General features: G+C 61.6%; 23 protein-coding genes and 1 other annotated feature. Of the genes, 12 read left to right on the top strand and 11 right to left on the bottom strand.

Annotated features, from left to right (window positions below; translation table 11 throughout):
- Window positions 1–21: 21 nt before the first annotated feature.
- Window positions 22–1,989 carry an acetate--CoA ligase gene (gene acs / locus AC4FIJ_RS02560; RefSeq protein ID WP_490335154.1) on the top strand — a complete coding sequence of 656 codons (1,968 nt, stop codon included), beginning with the start codon at window positions 22–24 and terminating at the stop codon, window positions 1,987–1,989.
- Window positions 1,990–2,008: 19 nt separating this feature from the next.
- Here the strand turns inward: acs and AC4FIJ_RS02555 are convergent, their stop codons facing one another.
- The 4 genes from AC4FIJ_RS02555 to AC4FIJ_RS02540 form a co-directional block, all read right to left on the bottom strand.
- Window positions 2,009–2,464, bottom strand: coding sequence for a hypothetical protein (locus AC4FIJ_RS02555; RefSeq protein WP_490335153.1), 456 nt, complete (start codon window positions 2,462–2,464; stop codon window positions 2,009–2,011).
- An 84-nt stretch (window positions 2,465–2,548) separates the two neighbouring features.
- The gene (locus tag AC4FIJ_RS02550) at window positions 2,549–4,324 is read right to left on the bottom strand and encodes a sodium:solute symporter family protein (RefSeq protein WP_490335152.1); all 1,776 of its coding nucleotides are present in this window, start codon (window positions 4,322–4,324) and stop codon (window positions 2,549–2,551) included.
- Between the two features lie 13 nt (window positions 4,325–4,337).
- Window positions 4,338–4,613 (bottom strand): DUF4212 domain-containing protein, encoded by a 276-nt coding sequence (locus tag AC4FIJ_RS02545; RefSeq protein ID WP_490335151.1) that lies wholly within the window; start codon window positions 4,611–4,613, stop codon window positions 4,338–4,340.
- A 44-nt stretch (window positions 4,614–4,657) separates the two neighbouring features.
- A complete protein-coding gene (locus AC4FIJ_RS02540; protein ID WP_490335150.1) occupies window positions 4,658–5,683 on the bottom strand; it encodes a fumarylacetoacetate hydrolase family protein in 1,026 nt (341 codons plus the stop codon).
- 86 nt (window positions 5,684–5,769) lie between these two features.
- On the opposite strand from AC4FIJ_RS02540, the gene AC4FIJ_RS02535 reads away from it, so the two are divergent.
- Entirely contained in the window at window positions 5,770–6,990 is a 1,221-nt protein-coding gene (locus AC4FIJ_RS02535) for an APC family permease (protein ID WP_490335149.1), read from the top strand.
- Between the two features lie 181 nt (window positions 6,991–7,171).
- Here AC4FIJ_RS02535 and AC4FIJ_RS02530 read toward each other — a convergent pair whose 3' ends face one another.
- On the bottom strand, window positions 7,172–8,605 hold the full coding sequence (locus AC4FIJ_RS02530; RefSeq protein WP_490335148.1) for a class I SAM-dependent methyltransferase: 1,434 nt from the start codon (window positions 8,603–8,605) through the stop codon (window positions 7,172–7,174).
- A gap of 797 nt (window positions 8,606–9,402) precedes the next feature.
- On the opposite strand from AC4FIJ_RS02530, the gene AC4FIJ_RS02525 reads away from it, so the two are divergent.
- The 6 genes from AC4FIJ_RS02525 to AC4FIJ_RS02500 all read left to right on the top strand — a co-directional run bounded on the left by AC4FIJ_RS02525 (window position 9,403) and on the right by AC4FIJ_RS02500 (window position 14,201).
- Window positions 9,403–9,735 (top strand): ArsR/SmtB family transcription factor, encoded by a 333-nt coding sequence (locus tag AC4FIJ_RS02525; protein WP_103024574.1) that lies wholly within the window; start codon window positions 9,403–9,405, stop codon window positions 9,733–9,735.
- A complete protein-coding gene (locus AC4FIJ_RS02520; RefSeq protein WP_103024607.1) occupies window positions 9,735–10,265 on the top strand; it encodes an arsenate reductase ArsC in 531 nt (176 codons plus the stop codon). The genes AC4FIJ_RS02525 and AC4FIJ_RS02520 overlap by 1 nt, the downstream gene beginning before the upstream one ends.
- On the top strand, window positions 10,266–10,694 hold the full coding sequence (gene arsC / locus AC4FIJ_RS02515) for an arsenate reductase (glutaredoxin) (protein WP_103024575.1): 429 nt from the start codon (window positions 10,266–10,268) through the stop codon (window positions 10,692–10,694). It begins immediately after the preceding gene.
- The gene (locus AC4FIJ_RS02510) at window positions 10,694–11,980 is read left to right on the top strand and encodes an arsenic transporter (RefSeq protein WP_103024576.1); all 1,287 of its coding nucleotides are present in this window, start codon (window positions 10,694–10,696) and stop codon (window positions 11,978–11,980) included. Before arsC ends, AC4FIJ_RS02510 begins: the two co-directional genes overlap by 1 nt.
- A 16-nt stretch (window positions 11,981–11,996) precedes the next feature.
- Window positions 11,997–12,746, top strand: coding sequence for an arsenical resistance protein ArsH (gene arsH / locus AC4FIJ_RS02505; protein WP_119593915.1), 750 nt, complete (start codon window positions 11,997–11,999; stop codon window positions 12,744–12,746).
- A 153-nt stretch (window positions 12,747–12,899) separates the two neighbouring features.
- On the top strand, window positions 12,900–14,201 hold the full coding sequence (locus AC4FIJ_RS02500; RefSeq protein ID WP_103024578.1) for an APC family permease: 1,302 nt from the start codon (window positions 12,900–12,902) through the stop codon (window positions 14,199–14,201).
- 109 nt (window positions 14,202–14,310) lie between these two features.
- Here the strand turns inward: AC4FIJ_RS02500 and AC4FIJ_RS02495 are convergent, their stop codons facing one another.
- From AC4FIJ_RS02495 to AC4FIJ_RS02470, 6 genes are all read right to left on the bottom strand, one after another.
- Window positions 14,311–14,781, bottom strand: coding sequence for an NUDIX domain-containing protein (locus AC4FIJ_RS02495; RefSeq protein ID WP_103024579.1), 471 nt, complete (start codon window positions 14,779–14,781; stop codon window positions 14,311–14,313).
- Between the two features lie 49 nt (window positions 14,782–14,830).
- Window positions 14,831–15,172, bottom strand: a complete 342-nt coding sequence (locus tag AC4FIJ_RS02490; protein WP_103024580.1) for a TraR/DksA family transcriptional regulator — start codon at window positions 15,170–15,172, stop codon at window positions 14,831–14,833.
- 1 nt (window position 15,173) lies between these two features.
- Entirely contained in the window at window positions 15,174–16,040 is an 867-nt protein-coding gene (locus tag AC4FIJ_RS02485; protein ID WP_233457382.1) for a universal stress protein, read from the bottom strand.
- Entirely contained in the window at window positions 16,040–17,524 is a 1,485-nt protein-coding gene (locus AC4FIJ_RS02480; RefSeq protein ID WP_103024581.1) for a SulP family inorganic anion transporter, read from the bottom strand. The genes AC4FIJ_RS02485 and AC4FIJ_RS02480 overlap by 1 nt, the downstream gene beginning before the upstream one ends.
- Window positions 17,525–17,616: 92 nt before the next feature.
- Window positions 17,617–17,670, bottom strand: a sequence feature (sul1 is cis-regulatory element that is thought to sense ions involved in sulfur or methionine metabolism; They are found in Alphaproteobacteria).
- Between the two features lie 150 nt (window positions 17,671–17,820).
- The gene (locus tag AC4FIJ_RS02475; RefSeq protein WP_156488970.1) at window positions 17,821–17,988 is read right to left on the bottom strand and encodes a hypothetical protein; all 168 of its coding nucleotides are present in this window, start codon (window positions 17,986–17,988) and stop codon (window positions 17,821–17,823) included.
- Window positions 17,985–18,257 carry a helix-turn-helix domain-containing protein gene (locus AC4FIJ_RS02470; RefSeq protein WP_490335147.1) on the bottom strand — a complete coding sequence of 91 codons (273 nt, stop codon included), beginning with the start codon at window positions 18,255–18,257 and terminating at the stop codon, window positions 17,985–17,987. The genes AC4FIJ_RS02475 and AC4FIJ_RS02470 overlap by 4 nt, the downstream gene beginning before the upstream one ends.
- 832 nt (window positions 18,258–19,089) lie before the next feature.
- Here AC4FIJ_RS02470 and AC4FIJ_RS02465 point away from each other — a divergent pair.
- The 4 genes from AC4FIJ_RS02465 to AC4FIJ_RS02450 are packed head-to-tail and all read left to right on the top strand — an operon-like array spanning window position 19,090 to window position 20,445.
- Window positions 19,090–19,383 (top strand): putative quinol monooxygenase, encoded by a 294-nt coding sequence (locus AC4FIJ_RS02465; RefSeq protein ID WP_062342971.1) that lies wholly within the window; start codon window positions 19,090–19,092, stop codon window positions 19,381–19,383.
- A gap of 5 nt (window positions 19,384–19,388) precedes the next feature.
- On the top strand, window positions 19,389–19,832 hold the full coding sequence (locus AC4FIJ_RS02460) for a MarR family winged helix-turn-helix transcriptional regulator (RefSeq protein ID WP_062342972.1): 444 nt from the start codon (window positions 19,389–19,391) through the stop codon (window positions 19,830–19,832).
- A complete protein-coding gene (locus tag AC4FIJ_RS02455; RefSeq protein ID WP_063505802.1) occupies window positions 19,829–20,047 on the top strand; it encodes a putative antibiotic biosynthesis monooxygenase in 219 nt (72 codons plus the stop codon). The genes AC4FIJ_RS02460 and AC4FIJ_RS02455 overlap by 4 nt, the downstream gene beginning before the upstream one ends.
- Window positions 20,044–20,445, top strand: a complete 402-nt coding sequence (locus AC4FIJ_RS02450) for a carboxymuconolactone decarboxylase family protein (RefSeq protein WP_081096823.1) — start codon at window positions 20,044–20,046, stop codon at window positions 20,443–20,445. The genes AC4FIJ_RS02455 and AC4FIJ_RS02450 overlap by 4 nt, the downstream gene beginning before the upstream one ends.
- The last annotated feature ends 245 nt before the right edge of the window (window positions 20,446–20,690 follow it).

The following is a 20,690-nucleotide window of genomic DNA, read 5'->3' as shown; positions in this document are numbered from 1 at the left end:
TAAGGCGATACGGGAGACAGCATGCCACAGACCAGCCAGTCCGCGAATTCGACGATCCCCGTGCCCGAACAGGCCGCGCAGGGAACGCGCTGCACGCTGGACCAGTACCGCGATCTTTACGCCCGCAGCATGGACGATCCGGACGGCTTCTGGCTTGAACAGGCCAAGCGGCTCGACTGGTTCACAAATCCCTCCAAGATCGCTGGCTGGAGCTTCGACCCGGTCGACATAAAATGGTTCGAGGATGGCGAGATCAATATCTGCCACAATGCCGTGGACCGTCATGTCGAGGCGGGGCGCGGCGATCGCACCGCGCTGATCTTCGAGCCCGACAGCCCCGACGATCCGGTCCGGCGCTTTACCTATGCCGAATTGCAGCGCGAAGTCGTGCGCATGGCGAACACGCTCAGGAAAATGGGCGTGGCCAAGGGCGACCGCGTCACGATCTACATGCCGATGATCCCCGAAGGCGCCTTCGCCATGCTGGCCTGCGCGCGCATCGGTGCGGTGCATTCGGTGGTGTTCGGCGGCTTCTCGCCCGACGCTATCGCCGGACGCATCGAGGATTGCCGCTCCGACTTCGTGATCTGCGCCGACGAAGGCCTGCGCGGGTCTAAGACCATTCCGCTGAAGGCCAATGTCGATGCCGCCTTGAAGAAGTTGTCCGTCAAGCAGGTCCTCGTCATCCGCCACACCGGCGGCAAGGTCGACATGACCGAAGGCCGCGACCGCTGGTATCACGAGCTGAGCGAAGGCGTGTCCGACGAATGCGCGTGTGAGGTGATGAAGGCGGAAGATCCGCTGTTCATCCTCTACACCTCCGGCTCCACCGGCAAGCCCAAGGGCGTGGTGCACACGGTCGGCGGCTATGCGGTCTGGACCGAGACGACCTTCCGCTATGTCTTCGATTACCGCGAGGGCGAGATATACTGGTGCACCGCCGATATCGGCTGGGTCACCGGCCATTCCTACATCGTCTATGGCCCGCTGCAGGCCGGAGCGACGGCGCTGATGTTCGAGGGCGTGCCGAACTATCCCGATCACAGCCGGTTCTGGCAGATCATCGACAAGCACAAGGTCAATATCTTCTACACCGCGCCCACCGCGATCCGTGCCCTGATGCGCGAGGGCGACAAATATGTCGACGACCACGATCTGTCCTCGCTGCGCCTGCTGGGCAGCGTGGGCGAGCCGATCAATCCCGAGGCGTGGCGCTGGTATCACGATCATGTCGGACACGGCGACGCGCCGATCGTCGACACATGGTGGCAGACCGAAACCGGCGGCGTGATGATCACCACCCTGCCGGGCGCGCATGCGATGAAGCCGGGCAGCGCGGGGCGCCCGTTCTTCGGCATCGCGCCGCAGCTGGTCGACAATGAAGGCGCGGTGCTGGCCGATGAAGACACCGGCGGCGCGGCAGAGGGGAACTTGTGCATCACCCATAGCTGGCCGGGGCAGGCGCGCACCGTCTATGGCGATCACGACCGCTTCATCCAGACCTATTTCACCACCTATCGCGGCAAGTATTTCACCGGCGACGGCTGCCGCCGCGACGAGGATGGCTATTACTGGATCACAGGCCGGGTCGACGACGTCATCAATGTCTCGGGCCACCGCATGGGCACCGCCGAGGTCGAGAGCGCGTTGGTGCTGCACGAAAAGGTCGCCGAGGCCGCGGTCGTGGGCTATCCGCACGACATCAAGGGGCAGGGCATCTATTGCTATGTCACGCTGAACGCAGGGGTCGAGGACAGCGACGCGCTGAAGGCCGAATTGCGCCAATGGGTGCGGACCGAGATCGGGCCCATCGCGACCCCCAACCATCTGCAGTTCACCCCCGCGCTACCCAAGACCCGTTCGGGCAAGATCATGCGCCGCATATTGCGCAAGATCGCCGAAAACGATTTCGGTTCGCTGGGCGATACCTCCACGCTGGCCGATCCGTCACTGGTCGACGGGCTGATCGAGGGGCGGCAGAACCGCTGACGTCGCGCCGCCGGGCGTATCAATCCTGCGGCGGGGCGGGCTTTCCCTGAGGGGCACGTTTTCCCTGCGGGGCGGGGCAATTGCGCTCGCACTGCGCGGATGTCGCGGGATTGAACCGCCCGCTGACCTTGATGGTCGCCCCATTGTCCAGTGCATAGGTCGCCGCATCCGTATTCGCGAGCGGATCGACGCCCGCCGGGATCGCGCCCTGGCTGCGCTGCGCGGAGTGACGGCGCGCGGGTGCGGTGCTGGGTTGCCGGCTGGTGGACCGCACGCCGCCGACGGCATTGGCGGCATTGCCGACGCTGCCGCCGACCGCCCGGCCCAGCGAGCGCTGGGCCGCACCGGTCTGCGCCGTGCCCGACAGGATGATTGCCGTTTCGGCCGCGTCCTGCGCCAGTGCATGGGCGGATGGCCATAGACCGCAGGCGGCAATCGCCGCGGCTGCAAGCGAAAAGGATCGTGTTGCCGACATTCCAGCATCCCTCCAATTTTCGCGGCCCGCTTTATCCTGCGCCGACGCGGGCCGTCTGGCAATCCGCCATCTTGATCTGCTGGATCAGTGATCCTGCGCCGATGCCGCGCCGCGCGGCACGCGGATCGAATCGACGAGCCGGGCGATCTCCGCCGGGGGGCTTGCGGTCAGCTTCATGACCGCGACCGCCACGGCGAAATTGATCACCATGCCGATCACCCCGATCCCTTCGGGCGAAATGCCCAGCAGCCAGTTCTCGGCCATATTGGCGTCGGGATTCCACAGCTTGAAATAGGCAATGTACAGGAAGGTGAAGACAAGCCCCGACACCATGCCGCAGATCGCGCCTTCCTTGTTCATGGACTTGGTAAAGATGCCCATGAAAATCGCCGGAAACAGCGATGCCGCCGCAAGGCCGAAGGCGAACGCGACGACCTGCGCCACCCATCCCGGCGGATAGATCCCCAGCACGCCCGCCACCACGATGGCCGCCGTGGCCGCCAGCCGCGCTGCCAGCAGCTCACCCTTTTCCGAGATATCGGGCCGGAAGGTCGATTTCAGCAGATCGTGGCTGACCGCGGTCGAGATCACCAGCAGCAGCCCCGCCGCCGTCGACAGCGCCGCCGCCAGTCCGCCTGCCGCGACCAGCGCGATGACCCAGCCCGGCAGGTTGGCGATTTCCGGATTGGCCAGCACGATGATGTCGCGGTCGAGATAGACCTCGTTGGGATTGGTCGTAACGCTTTCATTGCTGACCAGCCGGTTGCCTGCAGGCCCGCGCTCACCCGTGTATTCGGGCGCGCCCTTGAACGGATCGCCGGCCGCCACGGTCATCACCCCGTCGCCGTTCTTGTCGTCAAAGGCGATGAGATTGTTGGCCTCCCAGTTGGTGAACCAGCCCGGAGCTTCGGCGTAGGCGGTGCCGTTTACCGTCTCGTTGAAGTTCAAACGCGCAAAGGCCGCGACCGCGGGGGCCGTCGTGTAAAGCAGCGCGATGAAGACCAACGCCCAGCCCGCCGATTTGCGCGCGTCGGATGCCTTGGGCACGGTGAAAAATCGCACGATGACATGCGGCAGACCCGCCGTGCCGATCATCAGAGCGGCGGTGATGCAGAACACGTCGATCATCGACTTACTGCCGTCGGTATAGGGGCCGAAACCCATCATCTGCAGCGACTGGTCGAGCTTTTCGAGCACATACATCCCAGACCCGTCATTGACCGTCGAACCCAGCCCGATCTGCGGGATCGGATTGCCGGTGACCAGCATCGAGATGAAGAAGGCCGGCACCATATAGGCAAAGATCAGCACGCAATACTGCGCCACCTGCGTATAGGTAATGCCCTTCATCCCCCCCAGCACCGCGTAGAAGAACACGATGCCCATGCCGATGATGACCCCCAGTTCGACCGACACGTCGAGGAACCGGCTGAATACGATCCCCACCCCGCGCATCTGCCCGGCGATATAGGTGAACGAGATGAAGATCAGGCAGATCACCGCGACGGTGCGCGCGACTTTGGAATAGTAACGCGTGCCGATGAAATCCGGCACGGTGAACTGCCCGAACTTGCGCAGATAGGGCGCCAGCAGCAGCGCCAGCACCACATAGCCGCCGGTCCAGCCCATCAGATAGACCGATCCGTCATAGCCCATGAAAGCGATCAGCCCCGCCATGGAGATGAAGCTGGCCGCGCTCATCCAGTCGGCGGCGGTGGCCATTCCGTTGACGACAGGGTGCACGCCGCCGCCCGCGACATAGAATTCCTTGGTCGAGCCTGCACGCGTCCAGACGGCGATGCCGATATAGAGCGCGAAGCTGGCCGCGACGAAGATATAGATCAGCGTCTGTGTCGACATGTCCGCCACCCGCTCAATCGTCGAGGTCGTAGCGCTGTTCGATCTTCTTCATCCGCCAGGCGTAGAAGAACACCAGCGCGATGAAGACATAGATCGATCCCTGCTGCGCAAACCAGAAACCCAGCGGGAAGCCGCCGAGCATGAATTGGTCGAGAAAATCGCGCAGAAGAATGCCAAAGCCGAAAGACACGGTGAACCAGATCGTCATCAGCGTCAGCAGCAGCCGGATATTCGCCTTCCAATAGGCGCCTTCGTGGCCGCCCGCGGCCTCGGCATCGTCATCGGACATCGTCAGCATTCCCCCCAATTACGTATCGTTATATCCGCCGGGCCTTATCGAAGCCCCTCGGCAGGTGCGGTCACCGTCTGTTCGATCGCGCCGAAGATCGAATGCCCTGCCTCGTCACGCATTTCGATCCGCACGACATCGCCCGGTTTCAGGAACGGGGTCGAGGGGTTGCCGTCGCGGATCGTTTCGATCGTGCGCAGTTCAGCGATGCAGGAATAGCCGACGCCGCCCTGATCGACGGGGCGCCCCGGACCGCCGCCTTCGTCCTTGTTGCTGATCGTTCCCGACCCGATGATCGCCCCGGCCCCCAGATTGCGCGTCCGCGCGGCATGCGAAACCAGATCTGCCAGCGTAAAGGTCGCATCGGTCGCCACATCGGCCCTGCCGAATGGCTCGCCATTGAAGTCGACCATCAGGGGACGCCTGATCACATTGTCCTGCCACGCGTCGCCGAGCTCGTCAGGCGTTACCGCGACGGGGGAAAAGGCGGTGGCGGGCTTGGACTGGTAGAATCCGAACCCCTTGGCCAGTTCGCCGGGGATCAGCCCGCGCAGCGACACGTCGTTCACCAGCATCAGCAGCTTGATATGCCCGGCGGCCTGCTGCGCTGTGGTGCCCATCGGCACGTCGTCCGTAATGCAGGCAATCTCGCCCTCCATGTCGCAGCCCCAATCGGGATGGCCCAGGGGGATATCGGCGCGCGGGGGCAGAAAATCGTCGGACCCGCCCTGATACATCAGCGGATCGCTGTAGAAGCTGTCCGGCACTTCGGCCCCGCGCGCCTTTCGCACCAGTTCGACATGGTTCAGATAGGCCGATCCGTCGGCCCATTGATAGGCGCGGGGCAGGGGGGGCAGCGCATCATGCTCGCGAAAGCGCAGGCAGGGCACCGCCTCGTGCTGCACATCGGTATAGAGCAGCTCCAGCCGCGGCGCGATGCGGTCCCAGTCGTCGAGCGCCGCCTGAAGCGTCGGTACGATATTGTCCGCCGCGCAATAGCGGGTCAGATCGCTGGAGACGACGACAAGCTGTCCGTCACGGCTGCCATTGTCGATGGATGCAAGTTTCATGCGATCGGCCTTTGGTTTGTTCTGTTATACCGGGGTGGGTGCCATACTCCTCCATCGGTGAACAGGGGCAAAGGCAGGGGGACGCCATGAACGATCACGAAACCGGTCTGCAGCCCGCCCTTTCCCGCTGGGTACTGGCCACCTATGGCCTTGGGACCATCGTGGGCGCAGGCATCTATGTCGTCATCGGCAAGGTCGCGGGCGAAGCCGGCGCGCTGACGCCGCTGTCCTTTCTGGCGGCGGCGATCGCAGCGGCCATGACGGGCCTTTCCTATGCCGAACTCAGCGCGCGGGTTCCGGAAAGCGGCGGCTCTGCTGCCTTCATCGCGCGCGGTTTCGACCGGCGCTGGCTCACCGGCATTGCCGGATGGGCCCTGATCGCGACAGGCCTGGTATCGGCGGCAACGATCACCACCGGGTTCGTCGGCTATCTGGGCGTGTTCCTGCCGGTGCCGAGGACAGTGGCTATCGTGCTTGCGGCGGCGCTTTTGACTGCGGTGGCCGCGATTGGCGTGCGGCAGGCGGCATGGTTCATGATGCTGACCACTGCGCTTCAGATTGCCGGGCTGTTGCTGGTCATCGTGTATCTTGGCCCCCAGCTGATTCATTTCCCACCCGCTTTCTCGGCCGCTTTGTCGAGCGGGCCGGGATGGCCGCTGGCAGCAGGCGTCCTTTCGGGCGCCGTGCTATCGTTCTACGCTTTCGTCGGTTTCGAGGACCTCGCCACCCTTTCCGAAGAGGCGAGGGACACCAGGCGATCCATCCCCTTTGCGATCATCGCTTCGCTGACGGGAGCATCGATCCTCTACCTTCTGGTCGCGGCGGTGGCGGTATCGGCGATGCCCGCCGAAAGGCTGGCGCAAAGCGGCGCGCCGCTCAGCGATGTTCTTGCAAGGCATGGCGGCCCCGCCGACATAATCGCGATGATCGGGCTCCTCACGATCCTGAACGGCGCATTGGCGCAGATCGTCATGGCGGCGCGGGTGATCCACGATCTGGGCAGCAGGCGCGGGTCGGCGCCCCTGTGGCTGGCCAGGGTCCATCCGCGCACCGCCACGCCGGTGGCCGCCACCATGCTGGGCGGAACGGTCGTCGCTCTGCTGGCCGCCGCGTTTCCCACCGAACAGCTTGCCGCCGGCACCAGCCTGCTGATGCTGTTGATCTTCACCGCCGCTTGCGGGGCACTTCTGGCCATGAAGGCGCGGGGCGATCCTGTGCCGCCGGGCGTTCGCACCTATCCCGCGGTCATACCCGCGCTGGGCTGCCTGATCTGCGCGGCGCTGTTTCTGGCGCGCCTGTTCGCCTAGGCGTGCGGGAAGAGCCGGGAATGTTTCAGGGAATGGCGGACAAACCGGCCAAGGCTCTGGCCAGTTCGATGCCCCGCAGGGAGCCATAGTGCCAAGGAGCCGGCGCAATCCGCTCGGGATTGTCCTTTGGATCGGGAAGGACGAGCAATCACGTCCAGCAATGCCGATGGTAACTTCGCGATCAGCCTACATCGCAGCGATATATGACGACATCGGAATGGCCGCCGATCTGCTGGATCGAGGAGAAGCGCCCGGTCGCTTCAAGGCTCAGGCGCAAAGGCTCGTGGAAGTAGATCATATGGTTCGCTGCAACATGATCGTCCTGGGCATCGTACCCAGAGATTATCAGGCGCTTCAGGGTCCTTTGGGCCACGTACTCGACCAGCTGCCGGTACTCGTCCAGTGAACGCTGGTGGATCAAGACCTCGAAACAAATCACAAACTCGGCAGCGGGCGCGTCACAAGGGGCCAGCATGAATTGCCAGTCCGGGCGTTTCGTCCGAGCGACGTCGAGGCTCTGCCGGGATTGGTCGAGACCCAGGTAGTCATGCAGATCCAGGCTGCCGACCACCTCGAGGTCGCCACAACCGACGTCCAGAACCGAGGAAGCATTTTCAATGCCTTCCGCGACCAGGAGATCTCGCTTGTAAGCAAGATTGTCGCCGCGAGAGCCTATGCCGGAACCCCGTTCAGGGAATAGATCATATCTGAGGTCCCAGAACAGCTGGGTATCGAAATGCTCTCTGATCAGCGCGTTTGCCAGCCGCGTCCCTTCGACCTCATGGGGTTCGACCGCGCCGAGAGGCTCAAGCAAGCCGAGGACGTTCAACGATTGGTTGTGATAATGAATGAGCGCGAGGGGGCGACCGGGGTCGAACTGGGTATGCGGGCCAGGGAAATGCAGATAGTAATTCACGTTCGACGGCAGGCTCACATACGGCAGCGCGGTTTCATGCAAGGCCATGCAGAACGAGATCTGGTCTACATGCTTTTCCTTGCCGACTGCGCGAAGCGGCTCGATGTCTGCAAGCAGTTGCTCAGCCCGCTTTCGCCAAACATCGAAGAGCGTGTCGGCAAATCGTGATGGGACGGAATAGAAGCCGCCATTGCAGTTGCCCTGGTAAGTCGTGCCTTCTGACGCTTCCACCTGAATGATGGGAGGCCGGTCAGCGAAACCCGCGCGATTGAAGAGATCATCAAGCAGGTCCAGCTCAGGGTTGGGATGATCCACAACCTTGCCGCCAATCGCATCTTTCGGGAGGAAAGCAGTGAAGTCAGAGATGCAAATCATGTCGGTATCCAAGAATACGACATGATCTATGTCCTGATCCCGCAGATTCTCCCATGCGGCCAGCTTGTTGCAGTACCTGCCATCTCCGAAACGGGTGAGCCGATGGGTTTGACAACCCAGGCTTTGGAACCGTTCCAAAACTCGATCTGCGACCTCAGGCGTACACTGGACGTGAATATCCGAAGGCGCGAGCGCGGTGTGCTTCAGGATCGAATGGACAAGGTTCCAGCCAGTGTATGCAAAAACCGGGTCGGCATCGATGATGAAGGATGCCGCCATGCGGAATGCCCGATCAGCGCAATCCATCAAATTACCCCATGCCATTTTAGTGTCGCTGAGCGAGAGTAGCTGCAACGGGCCATAGGGCCATTTCCATGCGGGTCAATTCCGCTTTGATGCCGATCGACGCCGAAACGATAAAGGCGGCGGACAGTCCCATGCAAGCGCTGCGGCTGGCCCAAGCGCCTCGCGGCCTAGCGAAAACGCGCAATGGGTCGAGATGCCAAGCGCCAGCGGTGAAGGGGCGGAAGCGGTGCCGGATGAGCGACCACTTCTCTCGTGTGACCAGCGTTTTTCTGCCGCTTTGAAGCAGTTTTGAAGAGAGGAAGCGGCGGGTGAAACGCTCGTTATGCCATGCACTACGGGGGAGGTTTAGAGGAACGCCGCGCCGATCTTGAAAAACTTTCAATCAAATCAAGGCGCGATGGCGGAGACGGAGGATTTCTTAGGTCTCAACCTAATGAATTGAAATCTTTTTCTTATCCTTCAGCCGCCTAGCCCGTACCCACAGTCGTTACCACACGTCCAAGTCGTCATTGATGTTCGACGGTTAAACAATGCCTCATTGCGGCACTGAATGTCCAGAATTTTCCACCGCTATCCGTCGTCGATTGCAAGGATGAGCAAGCTTCGAACAGGTTTGTTTCTCGGTGCAACGTCGATACGCGAAATGGCTGGAACGGGGCCGGCAGCAGACAGTCTGGTTATGGGATTTAGAAAGCCGCATCCGGTCGTCCGGACCGCGAAGTGTCATTGCGCAGTTCCGTCGAATCCACCCTCTATTCATCGGCAAATATCGATGGGAATTGACGGCCGATCAATCCATCGATAATTGCCGATGTATGAAGTCGACCTCGGCACTCGATGTACTCTCTGCTCTGGCGCACCCAACGCGGCTTGATGCGTTCCGCCGTCTCGTGCGCAGCGAGCCCGACGGGCTCTCCACAGGCCAGCTCGTAGACGCCTCGGGTCTGACCCAGAGCACCTTCTCAAGTCACCTCGCGATCCTCGTCGGCGCTGGTCTCGTCTTGCCGGAAAAGCGGGGGCGGCAGATGATCCAGCGCGCGAACATCGAGGTCCTGCGCGACCTGATGCTGTTCCTCGCCAAGGATTGTTGTGAGGGCCGCGCAGAGCTTTGCGAGCCGCTCGTGGCCGAACTCTCCCATTGCTGCTGATGGAGCCGACAGTGCCTGACCAACCTTACAATGTCCTGTTCCTGTGCACGGGCAACTCAGCCCGCTCGATCCTGGGCGAAGCGTTGATGAACAAAATGGGCGGAGGTCGTTTTCGTGCCTACAGCGCGGGTAGCCAACCCAAGGGCGAGGTGCATCCGATGTCGCTCGATGTGCTGGAGAGCTTCGGCTATCCGACCGATGGCCTGCACTCGAAGAACTGGAGCGAGTTCACCAAGCCCGGCGCACCCGAGTTCGATTTCATCTTCACCGTCTGCGACAACGCAGCGGGCGAGAGCTGTCCGATATGGCCAGGCAAGCCGCTCACCGCGCATTGGGGCGTAGAAGATCCCGCCACGGTCGAGGGCGATGGCCAGCGGCAGGCTTTCGTCGATGCGCTCAGCTATCTCAAACGCCGGATCGAGCTGTTCCTGATGCTGCCGCTCCCGAGCATCGACGAAATGTCTGTGCGCAGCAAATTGGCCGCCATCGGCCGCGAAGAAGGCGCGAGCGCCAAGGCCAAGGAATCCTGAATGACCACCGACATCGTCGTCTATCATAATCCCGACTGCGGCACCTCGCGCAACACGCTGGCGATGATCCGCAATGCCGGAATCGAGCCGCATGTGGTCGATTATGTGAAGACACCGCCATCGCGAGCGATGCTGGAAAGCCTGATGGAGCGCGCCGGGCTAAGTCCGAGGGAGGTGCTGCGCGAAAAGGGCACGCCTTTTGCCGAACTGGGGCTCGGCGATGAGAGCCTGGGCGATACAGCGCTGGTGGACGCGATGATGGAGCACCCGATCCTCATCAACAGACCACTCGTCGTCTCCCCGCTCGGCGTCCGCCTGTGCCGTCCGTCCGAGGCGGTGCTCGACATTTTGCCAAGCCCACAGCAGGGCGCCTTCACCAAGGAGGACGGCGAGCAGGTCGCGGACGTAGCGGGCAAGCGTATCGCCTGATGCTGCTCGCGATCGCGATCTTCATTGCCACCATCACGCTGGTGATCTGGCAGCCGCGTGGGCTCGGCATCGGGTGGAGCGCGATCGGCGGAGCACTGCTGGCGCTTGCCACCGGCGTCATCTCACTCGCCGACATTCCAGTGGTGTGGAACATCATCTGGAATGCGACCGGCGCCTTCGTTGCGATCATCCTCATCAGCCTCATCCTCGACCGGGCGGGATTCTTCGAGTGGGCCGCGCTCCATGTCGCACGATGGGGCCGCGGAAACGGGCGCATGCTGTTCGTGCTCGTGGTGCTGCTCGGTGCAGGCGTTGCGTCCATCTTCGCCAACGATGGGGCCGCGCTGATTCTAACCCCCATCGTGATCGCGATGCTCCGGGCGCTGGGCTACAATGCCAAGGCGACATTGGCCTTCGTCATGGCAGCGGGATTCATCTCCGATACTGCCAGCCTACCGTTGGTCGTCTCGAACCTTGTCAATATCGTGTCGGCCGACTTCTTCGACATTGGGTTCGGCGAGTATGCGCTGGTCATGGTGCCGGTCGATCTTGCCGCCATCGCGGCCACGCTAGTGGCTTTGATGCTGTTCTTCCGGAAGGACATTCCCGCCAGCTACCATGTCGCCCAGCTTCGCCTTCCTGCAGAGGCGATCCGCGACCGAGCGACCTTCCGCGCCGGATGGGTGGTGCTGGCATTGCTGCTGGTCGGCTTCTTCGTCCTCGATCCGCTCGGCGTTCCGATCAGCGCGGTCGCCGCCGTCGGCGCGCTGGCGCTGATCGCGATCGCCGCGCGCGGACGAGTCATTCCGACCGGCCAGGTGATCCGCGAGGCCCCCTGGCAGGTCGTGATCTTCTCACTCGGCATGTATCTGGTCGTTTACGGCATGAGCAACGCCGGGCTCGCCGCCGCTATAGCGGAACTGCTCGAACGCTCGGCAGAGGGCGGTGTGTGGGGCGCTACCTTCGGGACGGGCATCCTGGCGGCCGTGCTTTCCTCAGGGATGAACAACATGCCAACCGTCCTCGTCGGCGCGCTGTCGATCGACGCTACGGGCGCCACCGGCCCCGTTCGCGACGCGATGATCTACGCCAACGTAATCGGCTGCGACCTCGGGCCGAAGATCACCCCGATCGGTTCGCTCGCGACCCTGCTATGGCTGCATGTGCTGGGACAGAAGGGCGTGAAAATCGGCTGGGGCTATTACTTCCGCGTCGGCATCACGCTGACCACGCCGATCCTGCTGGTGACCTTGGCCGCGCTAGCTCTTCGCCTGACGCTGGCCTGATCTACGGAGCTCGCTCATGTCCCGTTTACGCCCACTCACCGATCCCGACACCTTCCCGTCGCTCGACCCCGCCTTCATCCATGCCCGCCCTGCCGTTGGTCTTGGCGCCGACCAGCCGCCGCCGCGAATCCTGCTGCTCTACGGCTCCCTGCGGGAGCGCTCGTATTCGCGTCTCGCGGTCGAGGAAGCCGCGCGACTGCTCCAGCTGTTTGGCGCTGAGACGCGCATCTTCGATCCCTCCGATCTGCCGCTGCCTGACCAGATCGGCGGTGACGACCATCCTGCCGTCCACGAACTGCGCGAGCACGCCTTCTGGTCCGACGGCATGGTGTGGTGCAGCCCGGAGCGGCACGGCCAGATCACCGGCATCATGAAGACCCAGATCGATCACCTGCCGCTCAGCATCGGGGGAATGCGCCCTACCCAAGGGCGGACGCTGGCAGTCATGCAGGTGTCGGCGGGCTCACAGTCCTTCAACACCGTCAACACGCTGCGTCTGCTCGGCCGCTGGATGCGGATGTTCACCATTCCAAACCAGTCCAGCGTGCCTAAGGCATACGAGGAGTTCGACGGGGCGGGCAGGATGAAACCCTCGCCGCTCTACGACCGCATCGTGGACGTCATGGAGGAGCTCGTCCGCTTCACGGTGCTGCTGCGGCCGCACGCCGAACAGTTGGTCGACCGCTACTCGGAACGCAAGGAAGCAGGTCGCGCCATCGATCCACAAAAGGACATATCGGCGATTGCCTTGAACCCCTCATCTTGATGGAGTTCGATGAGTGGTGCGCTGCCAATACCGCTAGACATCATGTAACATAGGCCCGGCGGTTTACCGAAATCCCGCCGCCCATTTCAGTTACCCAACGCTCTCTGCGCGGGCTCCCGTTGGGAGTTCGCACACGATACCAAGGTTATATAGATGAACGAATCGAGCCACCGACTATCGCGTGACCTCGGCATAGGAGGCGCGATCATGATGGGCCTCGGCTCGATGGTCGGAACCGGCGTATTCGTCAGCATCGGTATCGCCGCTGGGGTTGCTGGCCCATCGGTCCTCCTGGCGATCGCGCTTGCCGCGCTGGTTGCGACCTGCAACGCCCTGTCGAGCGCGCAGCTCGCCGCCAGTCACCCCGTGAGTGGTGGCACTTATGAATACGGTTATCGCTACCTCAACCCGCGCCTCGGGCTCACCGCAGGCTGGATGTTCCTCTGTGCGAAATCGGCTTCCGCCGCCACCGCAGCGCTGGGTTTCGCAGGCTATGCGCTGCCGATGGCAGGCGGAGGTGCGGCGGCAATGCCTTGGGTCGCGATGGGTTCGGTCTTGTTTTTCACGCTTTTGGTGCTCGCTGGAATCAAGCGCTCAAGCTGGGTGAATATCGCAATCGTTTCGGTGACGCTCGCGGCGCTGGGCGGCTTCATCCTCTTCGGTTCTCCGAGTGCGTTCGCAACCGGTAGTTCAAATTGGACGCCCTTTTTCTCGGACCGTGAAGAATCTCCAGCATCGGCGTTCCTCTATGCGTCAGCGCTAATGTTCGTTGCCTTCACGGGCTACGGTCGCATTGCCACTCTTGGCGAGGAGGTGCGGGAGCCGCATCGGACGATCCCCCGGGCCATCATCGTCACGGTTGCGGTGACGGCGGCCCTCTACATATGCGTGGCGGCGGTGGTCGTGGGCATCGTTGGAACTGCCGTTTTTGCGGACGCGCCGGACCGGCAGGCAACTACCCTCCAGACCGCCGCCACCGCCATGGGGTCGCGTTCGCTTGCCTTGTTGGTGGCAATAGGCGCTATCACTGCGATGCTTGGCGTGTTGCTGAACCTGATCCTCGGACTGTCGCGCGTGGTGCTCGCCATGGGGCGACGAGGCGATATTCCGCCAGTCTTCGGCCGATTGACCGAAGCGGAAAAGGAACCAGCTTCTGCAGTCATACTGGTTGGTGTGCTCGTAACCGGGCTGGCAGCAATTGGCAGCGTCGAGACGGTCTGGGCGTTCAGCGCCTTCACGGTCCTGATCTATTACGCGATCTCCAACCTCGCGGCGCTGCGCCTGCCCGACGATCAGCGGCTATATCCGAGATGGATCTCCGTCCTGGGCCTCGCTTCGTGCCTTTTTCTCGCCTTCTGGGTTCCGGTCGATATCTGGGTGCTGGGCCTCGGATTGATTGGCGCGGGGCTGGTTTTCAAGACCTTCGCGCCACGCCTGTGGAAGCAGCCAATCTGACGGCGATGAAGGAATTGCTCCGGCTCAAGAGTTGCTCGGAGATCAGGACCAGTATCCGCGGCGAGCATGCGCTCCACATTCACAGTCCGAAGATTAAGCCGACCGACCGTTAAGCAGAGCGAGAAAGCTCGCTGAGGCAGCGGATGTAAATGTCGCGCTGCTTTTGCACGGGAAACGCTGCAAGAGCATCATCTGCGGGAAACCAGCGGGCGTCGGCTATCTCTTCAGCCTGCAAGTGGAGCGGGTGGCTGCGATCAATACGGCACGCGAACATCACCGCGTCCTGCCCGTCATGGTCAAGGTTGCGTTTCACCTTGTGCTCTGCCGAGTAAATGAACCGGTTGGTTACCGGCAGTTCCGATAACTCGGCCTCCAGCCCGACGCCTAATTCTTCCGCTAGCTCTCGGCGCATAGCCTCGACGGGAGATTCGCCCTCTTCCACGCCGCCGCCCGCAAGGGTCCATTCCCCATCGCGATATCCATGCGGCCGCACGAGGAGCACCTCGTCGTTCTCGTTCAATACAAGGGCCCGCACCTTGCGGCGCAGCCGTAATCCGTCGCTTTCGATATAGGCTGTCATGGTTGGAGAACCTGACAGGCTCGGGTAAACCTACCGTAAACCGCTCGTCTCAGGCACTCCCGGCAGCGCACTCCAGACACTTTATCACCGTCGGATTATTCCGCAGCCGACCCTCGGCAATCTGGTCGCCGCATTCGATGCAATAGCCGAACTCCCCTTCCTCGATCCGCTGGAGAGCTGCCGCGATGCCTGCACGTTCGGCCTTCCGCCGCCGCTTCTGCGCCAGCGCCATTGCCTGCACCTGCATCGCATCGATGCGAGAAAGTCGGCCCACGCTCTCCTGGTCCAGCGTCACCGGATCGCGATCCTTCGCGGAGATGCGATCCTGCTCGTCCAGTTCGGCGAGCCTTTGCAGCAAAGGATTGCGGAACGTTGCAGGATCGATCGACACGTCAGCGCACCATCAGCACCGGAGCCTTGACGGTGCGAACCATTTCAGTGGTCGTGCTGCCCACAATCATGCGACGTATTGGCGAATGCCCATAGGCACCCATAAGCAGCAGCGAATGCTCGGTGGCGGCAACGACGCCGGGAATGACCTTTTCGGCCTTGTCCCGCTCCATCACGACGGTAACGGGGTGGTCGGAAGCGAATCCCGCTTCTGCCCTGGTCAGCATCTCACGCTGCGCTTCGCCATCCGCCTCTGCCATGACGATGGTGACCGGCAGACCGTCGAACAGCGGTGAGTTGGCCAGACGCTCCAGCGCGCGTTCCGCGGCGGGACTGGCATCATAGGCGAAGACGACGTGCTCCGGTTCTGCATATTCGCGCGATGCGACCAGCACCGGCTTTTCACTCGACCTCACCACGCGCTCGATCATCGAGCCGATATGGTCCGAGGCATATTCGTGGCCGACGCCGCGCTTGCCCATGACAACCACGCGGGCGTGATCTTCGCGCTCGAGAATGGTCTCGACCACCCCGCCGTGGCGATGAAGCGTCGAGATGTCCGTAATGCCCGATTCACGCAGCAACTGTTCGCCCGCTTTTAGCATGACGCGGCCTTTCTCGATCTCGGTCCGACTGCCTTCTTCGGAAAGGCGGACAAGCTCTTCCATGAGGTCGCTCTTGACGCCCAAGCCAATGGCACCGGACAGGTCCTTGCGCGCCGTGATGGCGTCCTGTCTCTGGACGACGTGGAGCAGTTCGACCGGAAGCGACAGCCGCTTTGCCGCCCACCCGGCATAACCGCAAACGCTGGTGGCGTAGGCCGAGGCATCTATCGCCGCGAGGACGTTTTCCATTGCTGTATCTCCCATCAGTGTCCTCCCAGCTGCGCATCGGCGCCGGGCTTGTCATGGATAGCATAGCGCTCGATCATCCCGGCGCTCTCCTCGTTCAGGCCGCGGACCTCTACCGCGGTGCCCTCGCGGCGGAACTTGAGGATCGCCTTGTCGAGCGTGCCCACCGCCGAGATGTCCCAGAAGTGCGCGCGGCTGACGTCGATCACCACCCGGTCGAGCACTTCCTTGTAGTCGAACGCTTCGACGAAGCGATCGGAAGAAGCGAAGAAGACCTGGCCCCCAATGCGATAGGTCCGCGTCGTGCCGTCGGCGGACAGGTCGGTATCGACCGTGAACAACCGCTTCACCTTGCTGGCGAAGAACAGGCCCGAAAGGATCACACCAGCGAGCACGCCCTGCGCCAGGTCATGCGTCCACACGACCACGACTACCGTGACGATCATGACCACCGACGACTGCCAGGGATTGGTGCGGATGTCCTTGATCGAGCGCCACGAGAAGGTGCCGATCGATACCATAATCATGACCGCAACCAGTGATGCCATCGGAATGATCGCGACCAGCGGGCCGAGCACCAGGAGAAGAAACAGCAGGAAGACGCCCGATACGAAGGTCGAAAGTCTCGTTTCGCCGCCCGACTTCACGTTGATGACCGACTGGCCGATCATGGCGCAGCCGCCCATCCCGCCGAGGAAGCCGGTGAAGAAGTTTGCGATGCCCTGGCCCTTCATCTCCTGCCGCTTGTCGGACCCCGTATCGGTCAGGTCGTCGACGATCTGCGCGGTCAGCATGGACTCGAGCAGGCCGACCGCCGCCATCGTTGCCGAGTAGGGCAGGATGATCTGCAACGTCTCAAGCGTGAACGGAACGTCGGGAATGAGCCACGAAGGCAGCGACGAGGGCAACTCACCCATATCGCCCACCGTGCGCACATCCATGCCCATGTAGTAGACTACCGTCGTCAGGATGATGATCGCGACCAGCGGCGAGGGAATGGCCTTCGTGAGGCGCGGAAGGATGTAGATGACCGCCAGTCCCGCGGCGACCAGCACGTAGGTCAGCATCGGCACGCCGGTGAGTTCCGGCAGCTGTGCGATGAAGATCAGGATCGCCAATGCGTTGACAAACCCTGTGATGACCGAGCGCGACACATATTGCATCAGCAGGTGCAGCCGTAGGAAACCTGCGATGACCTGAATGACGCCCATCAGGATCGTTGCTGCGAAGAGGTATTCGACGCCGTATTGTTGGATGAGCGGCAGAACGAGAACGGCGATAGCTGCGGTGGCTGCCGAGATCATGCCCGGTCGCCCGCCTACGAGCGAGATGATGACCGCGATCGAGAACGACGCGTAAAGGCCGACCCTCGGATCGACCCCGGCAATGATGGAGAAGCCGATTGCCTCGGGAATGAGCGCAAGCGCGACGACGATGCCGGCGAGAATGTCGCGCCGGGGATTGGAAAGCCATTCACGCCTAAGCGTGGGAATATCGAACATGTGAACCCTAACACGACTCACACGACCGGCACGATGCGCGGAAGCATCGCTCAGCTGCGAACACTTTGTGCGGCCAGAATGCCGGTCTGAAAGGTTGTCCCGGGGATAGGCGCCGGGCCGAGCCACCCGGCGCGGCCGGGTCCGGTGGATTGCGGGCACTTAGCGGCTAAGCAAAAATGTTGCAAGTGCGAAGGGTGCAGTGGCATCGTCCGCGCGTTCGAAAGGCAGCTATCGGGCAGCGATCACAGAACGTTGAATGACCGAGATGGGGCGCGTAGCTGCCATAGTCAGAAAGCCTAGGACCGCTGCGAAAGCGCAATCACCAATCTGGCGGCCAGTGTTTCTTCTGCGTTTGCACGCCGCTCTTTCATCTTCGAGACCAGCTGACGTTTGGAATGATCTGGCATGCTCACGATTGCGGCAAGCACCACAGCTTTCAGCAAGTCAGGATGCGCCGTAATCATAAAGTGGTCCCCGTTACCTGATCGGCAGGACGACGCAGCCGCTCAACCAGCGAGCGCAGGCTGGCGGTGAGCACGAGGGTTGCGCTCCCCATCTTGATGATCTCGATCTCGTCTCTGGAAATGAGCACATAGAGTGTGCTGCGTCCGATCCCGAGATAGCGACAGGCTTCGGGTACGCGCATGGCGATCGGTTCGATGGCCTGGGGCCCGCATTGCTCGCGAAGATGCTCTGTCGTGCTTGCAGATGGCATAGCGGTCGATCCTTTCATCTGTCGGGTGATGACGGACCGACCTTGGGGAGCATGGAGGGGACAGGCCGGCCCGCCATCGGCACCGAGTATCGGCCGATTAGGGCACCCTGGGCCACATGACGTTCCTACGCTGCAGCTGCCGTTCTTTCGCCGCAGCGCAGAGGCCTGGGGCAAGCACTCCAGTCAAATGCACCGATGCTCATCTGGACGGCAAAGGACGTCCGGGCGAAAGCGGGTTTCCGAACGAAAACAGCACAGAACGCCAAGCGCCGTCGCCAATCTGTTTGATAAAAAAGAACTTTTCGAAAGGAGCGCCGCAGGAGCACTACGGGTGCCGTCGCATATTACTGAACGAAACCAACCACCTGCGCCCCGACCGACGGCGGCGCTTTTATCTCGCCCTCATTTTCTCGCTTCAAATCAGACGCTTACGGACGAATAATTACTCCGATTACGCCTGCAAGCGGAATGCATCGCGACTGCATCCGGCGCTGCCAGCGACCTGCCGTGATAGGGTCGCGGGTGTGCTTCTGATCTGCAACCAAGCGGCAAAATTTCTGGAGCGGCAGTGTCTAAGAGCGTCGCTGAATGATGCAACGCCATGGCAGCAAAACGACGCGGTCATCGCACACCAAGAGCCAGATATTCGCATTGCGAGCGCACACTGGATGTTCGACGATTGGTTGCAGCCACGCTCGTGGACGGCCTTTGTGTCAGCTTTTGGGTCAATAATCGTGACGCTTTAATGTCGTGAATTGGGTGTTAGCGGACGGTCTGCTTTCAGGAAGTTCTGGACTTGACCAGCCATCACCCTGAATTATATAGTTAGCATGATAACTAAAGGAATGTCATGATCCATCAGTTGAACATCATCGCACGGATCGCGCCGCATCCAACGCACTACAACAAGGCGCGCGAGGCCATCTGCGAGATCATCGAACAGACGCGCGCCGAACCCGGCTGCATGGAGTTTCGTCTCAGCGAAAATGCACAGGACGGAACACTGTATCTCTATGAGGAATGGCGAGACGAGGCGGCACTGGCATCGCACCACGATCAACCATACACCCGGGCCGTCTTTGAAGCCTACCGGGACTGGCTGGCAGAAGAGCCGCAAATCCTTCATCTCCGTCCGGTTCGGTAAGGCTGATGTTCTTTCTTAAAGAACTTCCCAGCCGACAAATGGTCGACGGTTATGCCGACCAATTCGCCGATGTCGATGTCGACAGAGTGCTCGACGCGCTTCGGTTGATGCGACGCGCGAGCCTGCTGATCCGCGAGCTGGAAGCATACTTCGCGCGCCATGACCTCTCGCAGCTTCGCTTTTTGATGATGATCCTTATCGACCGCGAACCCGAGCGAAACTGCCTCGCTGCAAGTGAAATTGCCGAAAGGCTGGACGTATCGCGGCCCGTCGTCACGCGCACCTTGCAGGGCTTGGAACGGGCTGGCCTGATCGCGATTTCGGAAAACTCAGAAGATGCTCGCTCCCGGAACGTGACCCTTACTCTCTCGGGGAAAGCCAAGCTCGACGAGGTTCTGCCGGGATACTTCGCCATCCTTCACCGTCCCGATCCAGCAGCCGACAAATGACATTCCGGATCGTTATATTGCGGACCATGCTCGTCTGGCTCGTCGTATGGCCGCTTGTGACCGGGATGCTCAAGCTGCTGAGGTTCATCGCGAGCGATATGGCGCTTGGATTTCAGACACTCATTCTGACGGCAATCCTTGTTCCCCTCATCAGTCTGCTGCTTGCTCCAGCGATGCATTCGCTGGCAACTCGCTTAATGAAGGAATGGTCATGACTGACAGGTTCGAAAGAGGCCTCGAGAATCTTCGCAGAATCGACGGTGAAGCCGGAGAGAAGGTGGTTGAAAGCTTAAAGGACATATCGCCGGATCTTGCCCGCTACACCATCGAATACCCGTTCGCCGATATCTACGCACGGCCCGGTCTTGGCCTCCGCGAACGAGAGATCGCGACGATCGCAGCCCTTACGGCGATGGGCACGGCACAGCCCCAGTTGAAGGTCCACATCCAAGCCGGACTCAATGTCGGTCTTACGAAGAGCGAGATCGAGGAAATTATCATCCAGATGAGCGTGTATGCCGGATTTCCAGCAGCGTTGAACGGGATGCAAGCCGCCAAGGAAGTCTACTCGAGCTCGGATGCCAGCGAATTCGATCAGGATGAGCCTAATTGACGGCAGCTTGCGGTAAGGAATTCTGCCCAGGCGAATGTCCGCAACGGGGTGGAAAGCTTCCGGTCCGCTTTCAGGAGGCTAAGCCGCGAAAGCCGCCGTCGAGGCAAGTAGCAAGCCCCGGCAGCTACGCGCCCTCATTCCGGAAATTGAAGATACAGATCCAGATTTCGAAAGCCGACATTCTCCAAGGGCAAGGCAGACTGTTCGCGTAAGGCTTTTGACAACACCAGATCAATGATCTAGCA

It is taken from the genome of Croceicoccus sp. (genome assembly GCF_983967925.1).
The sequence above is the reverse complement of the archived record's forward strand: the minus strand, read 5'-3'. Positions and strand labels throughout refer to the sequence as shown.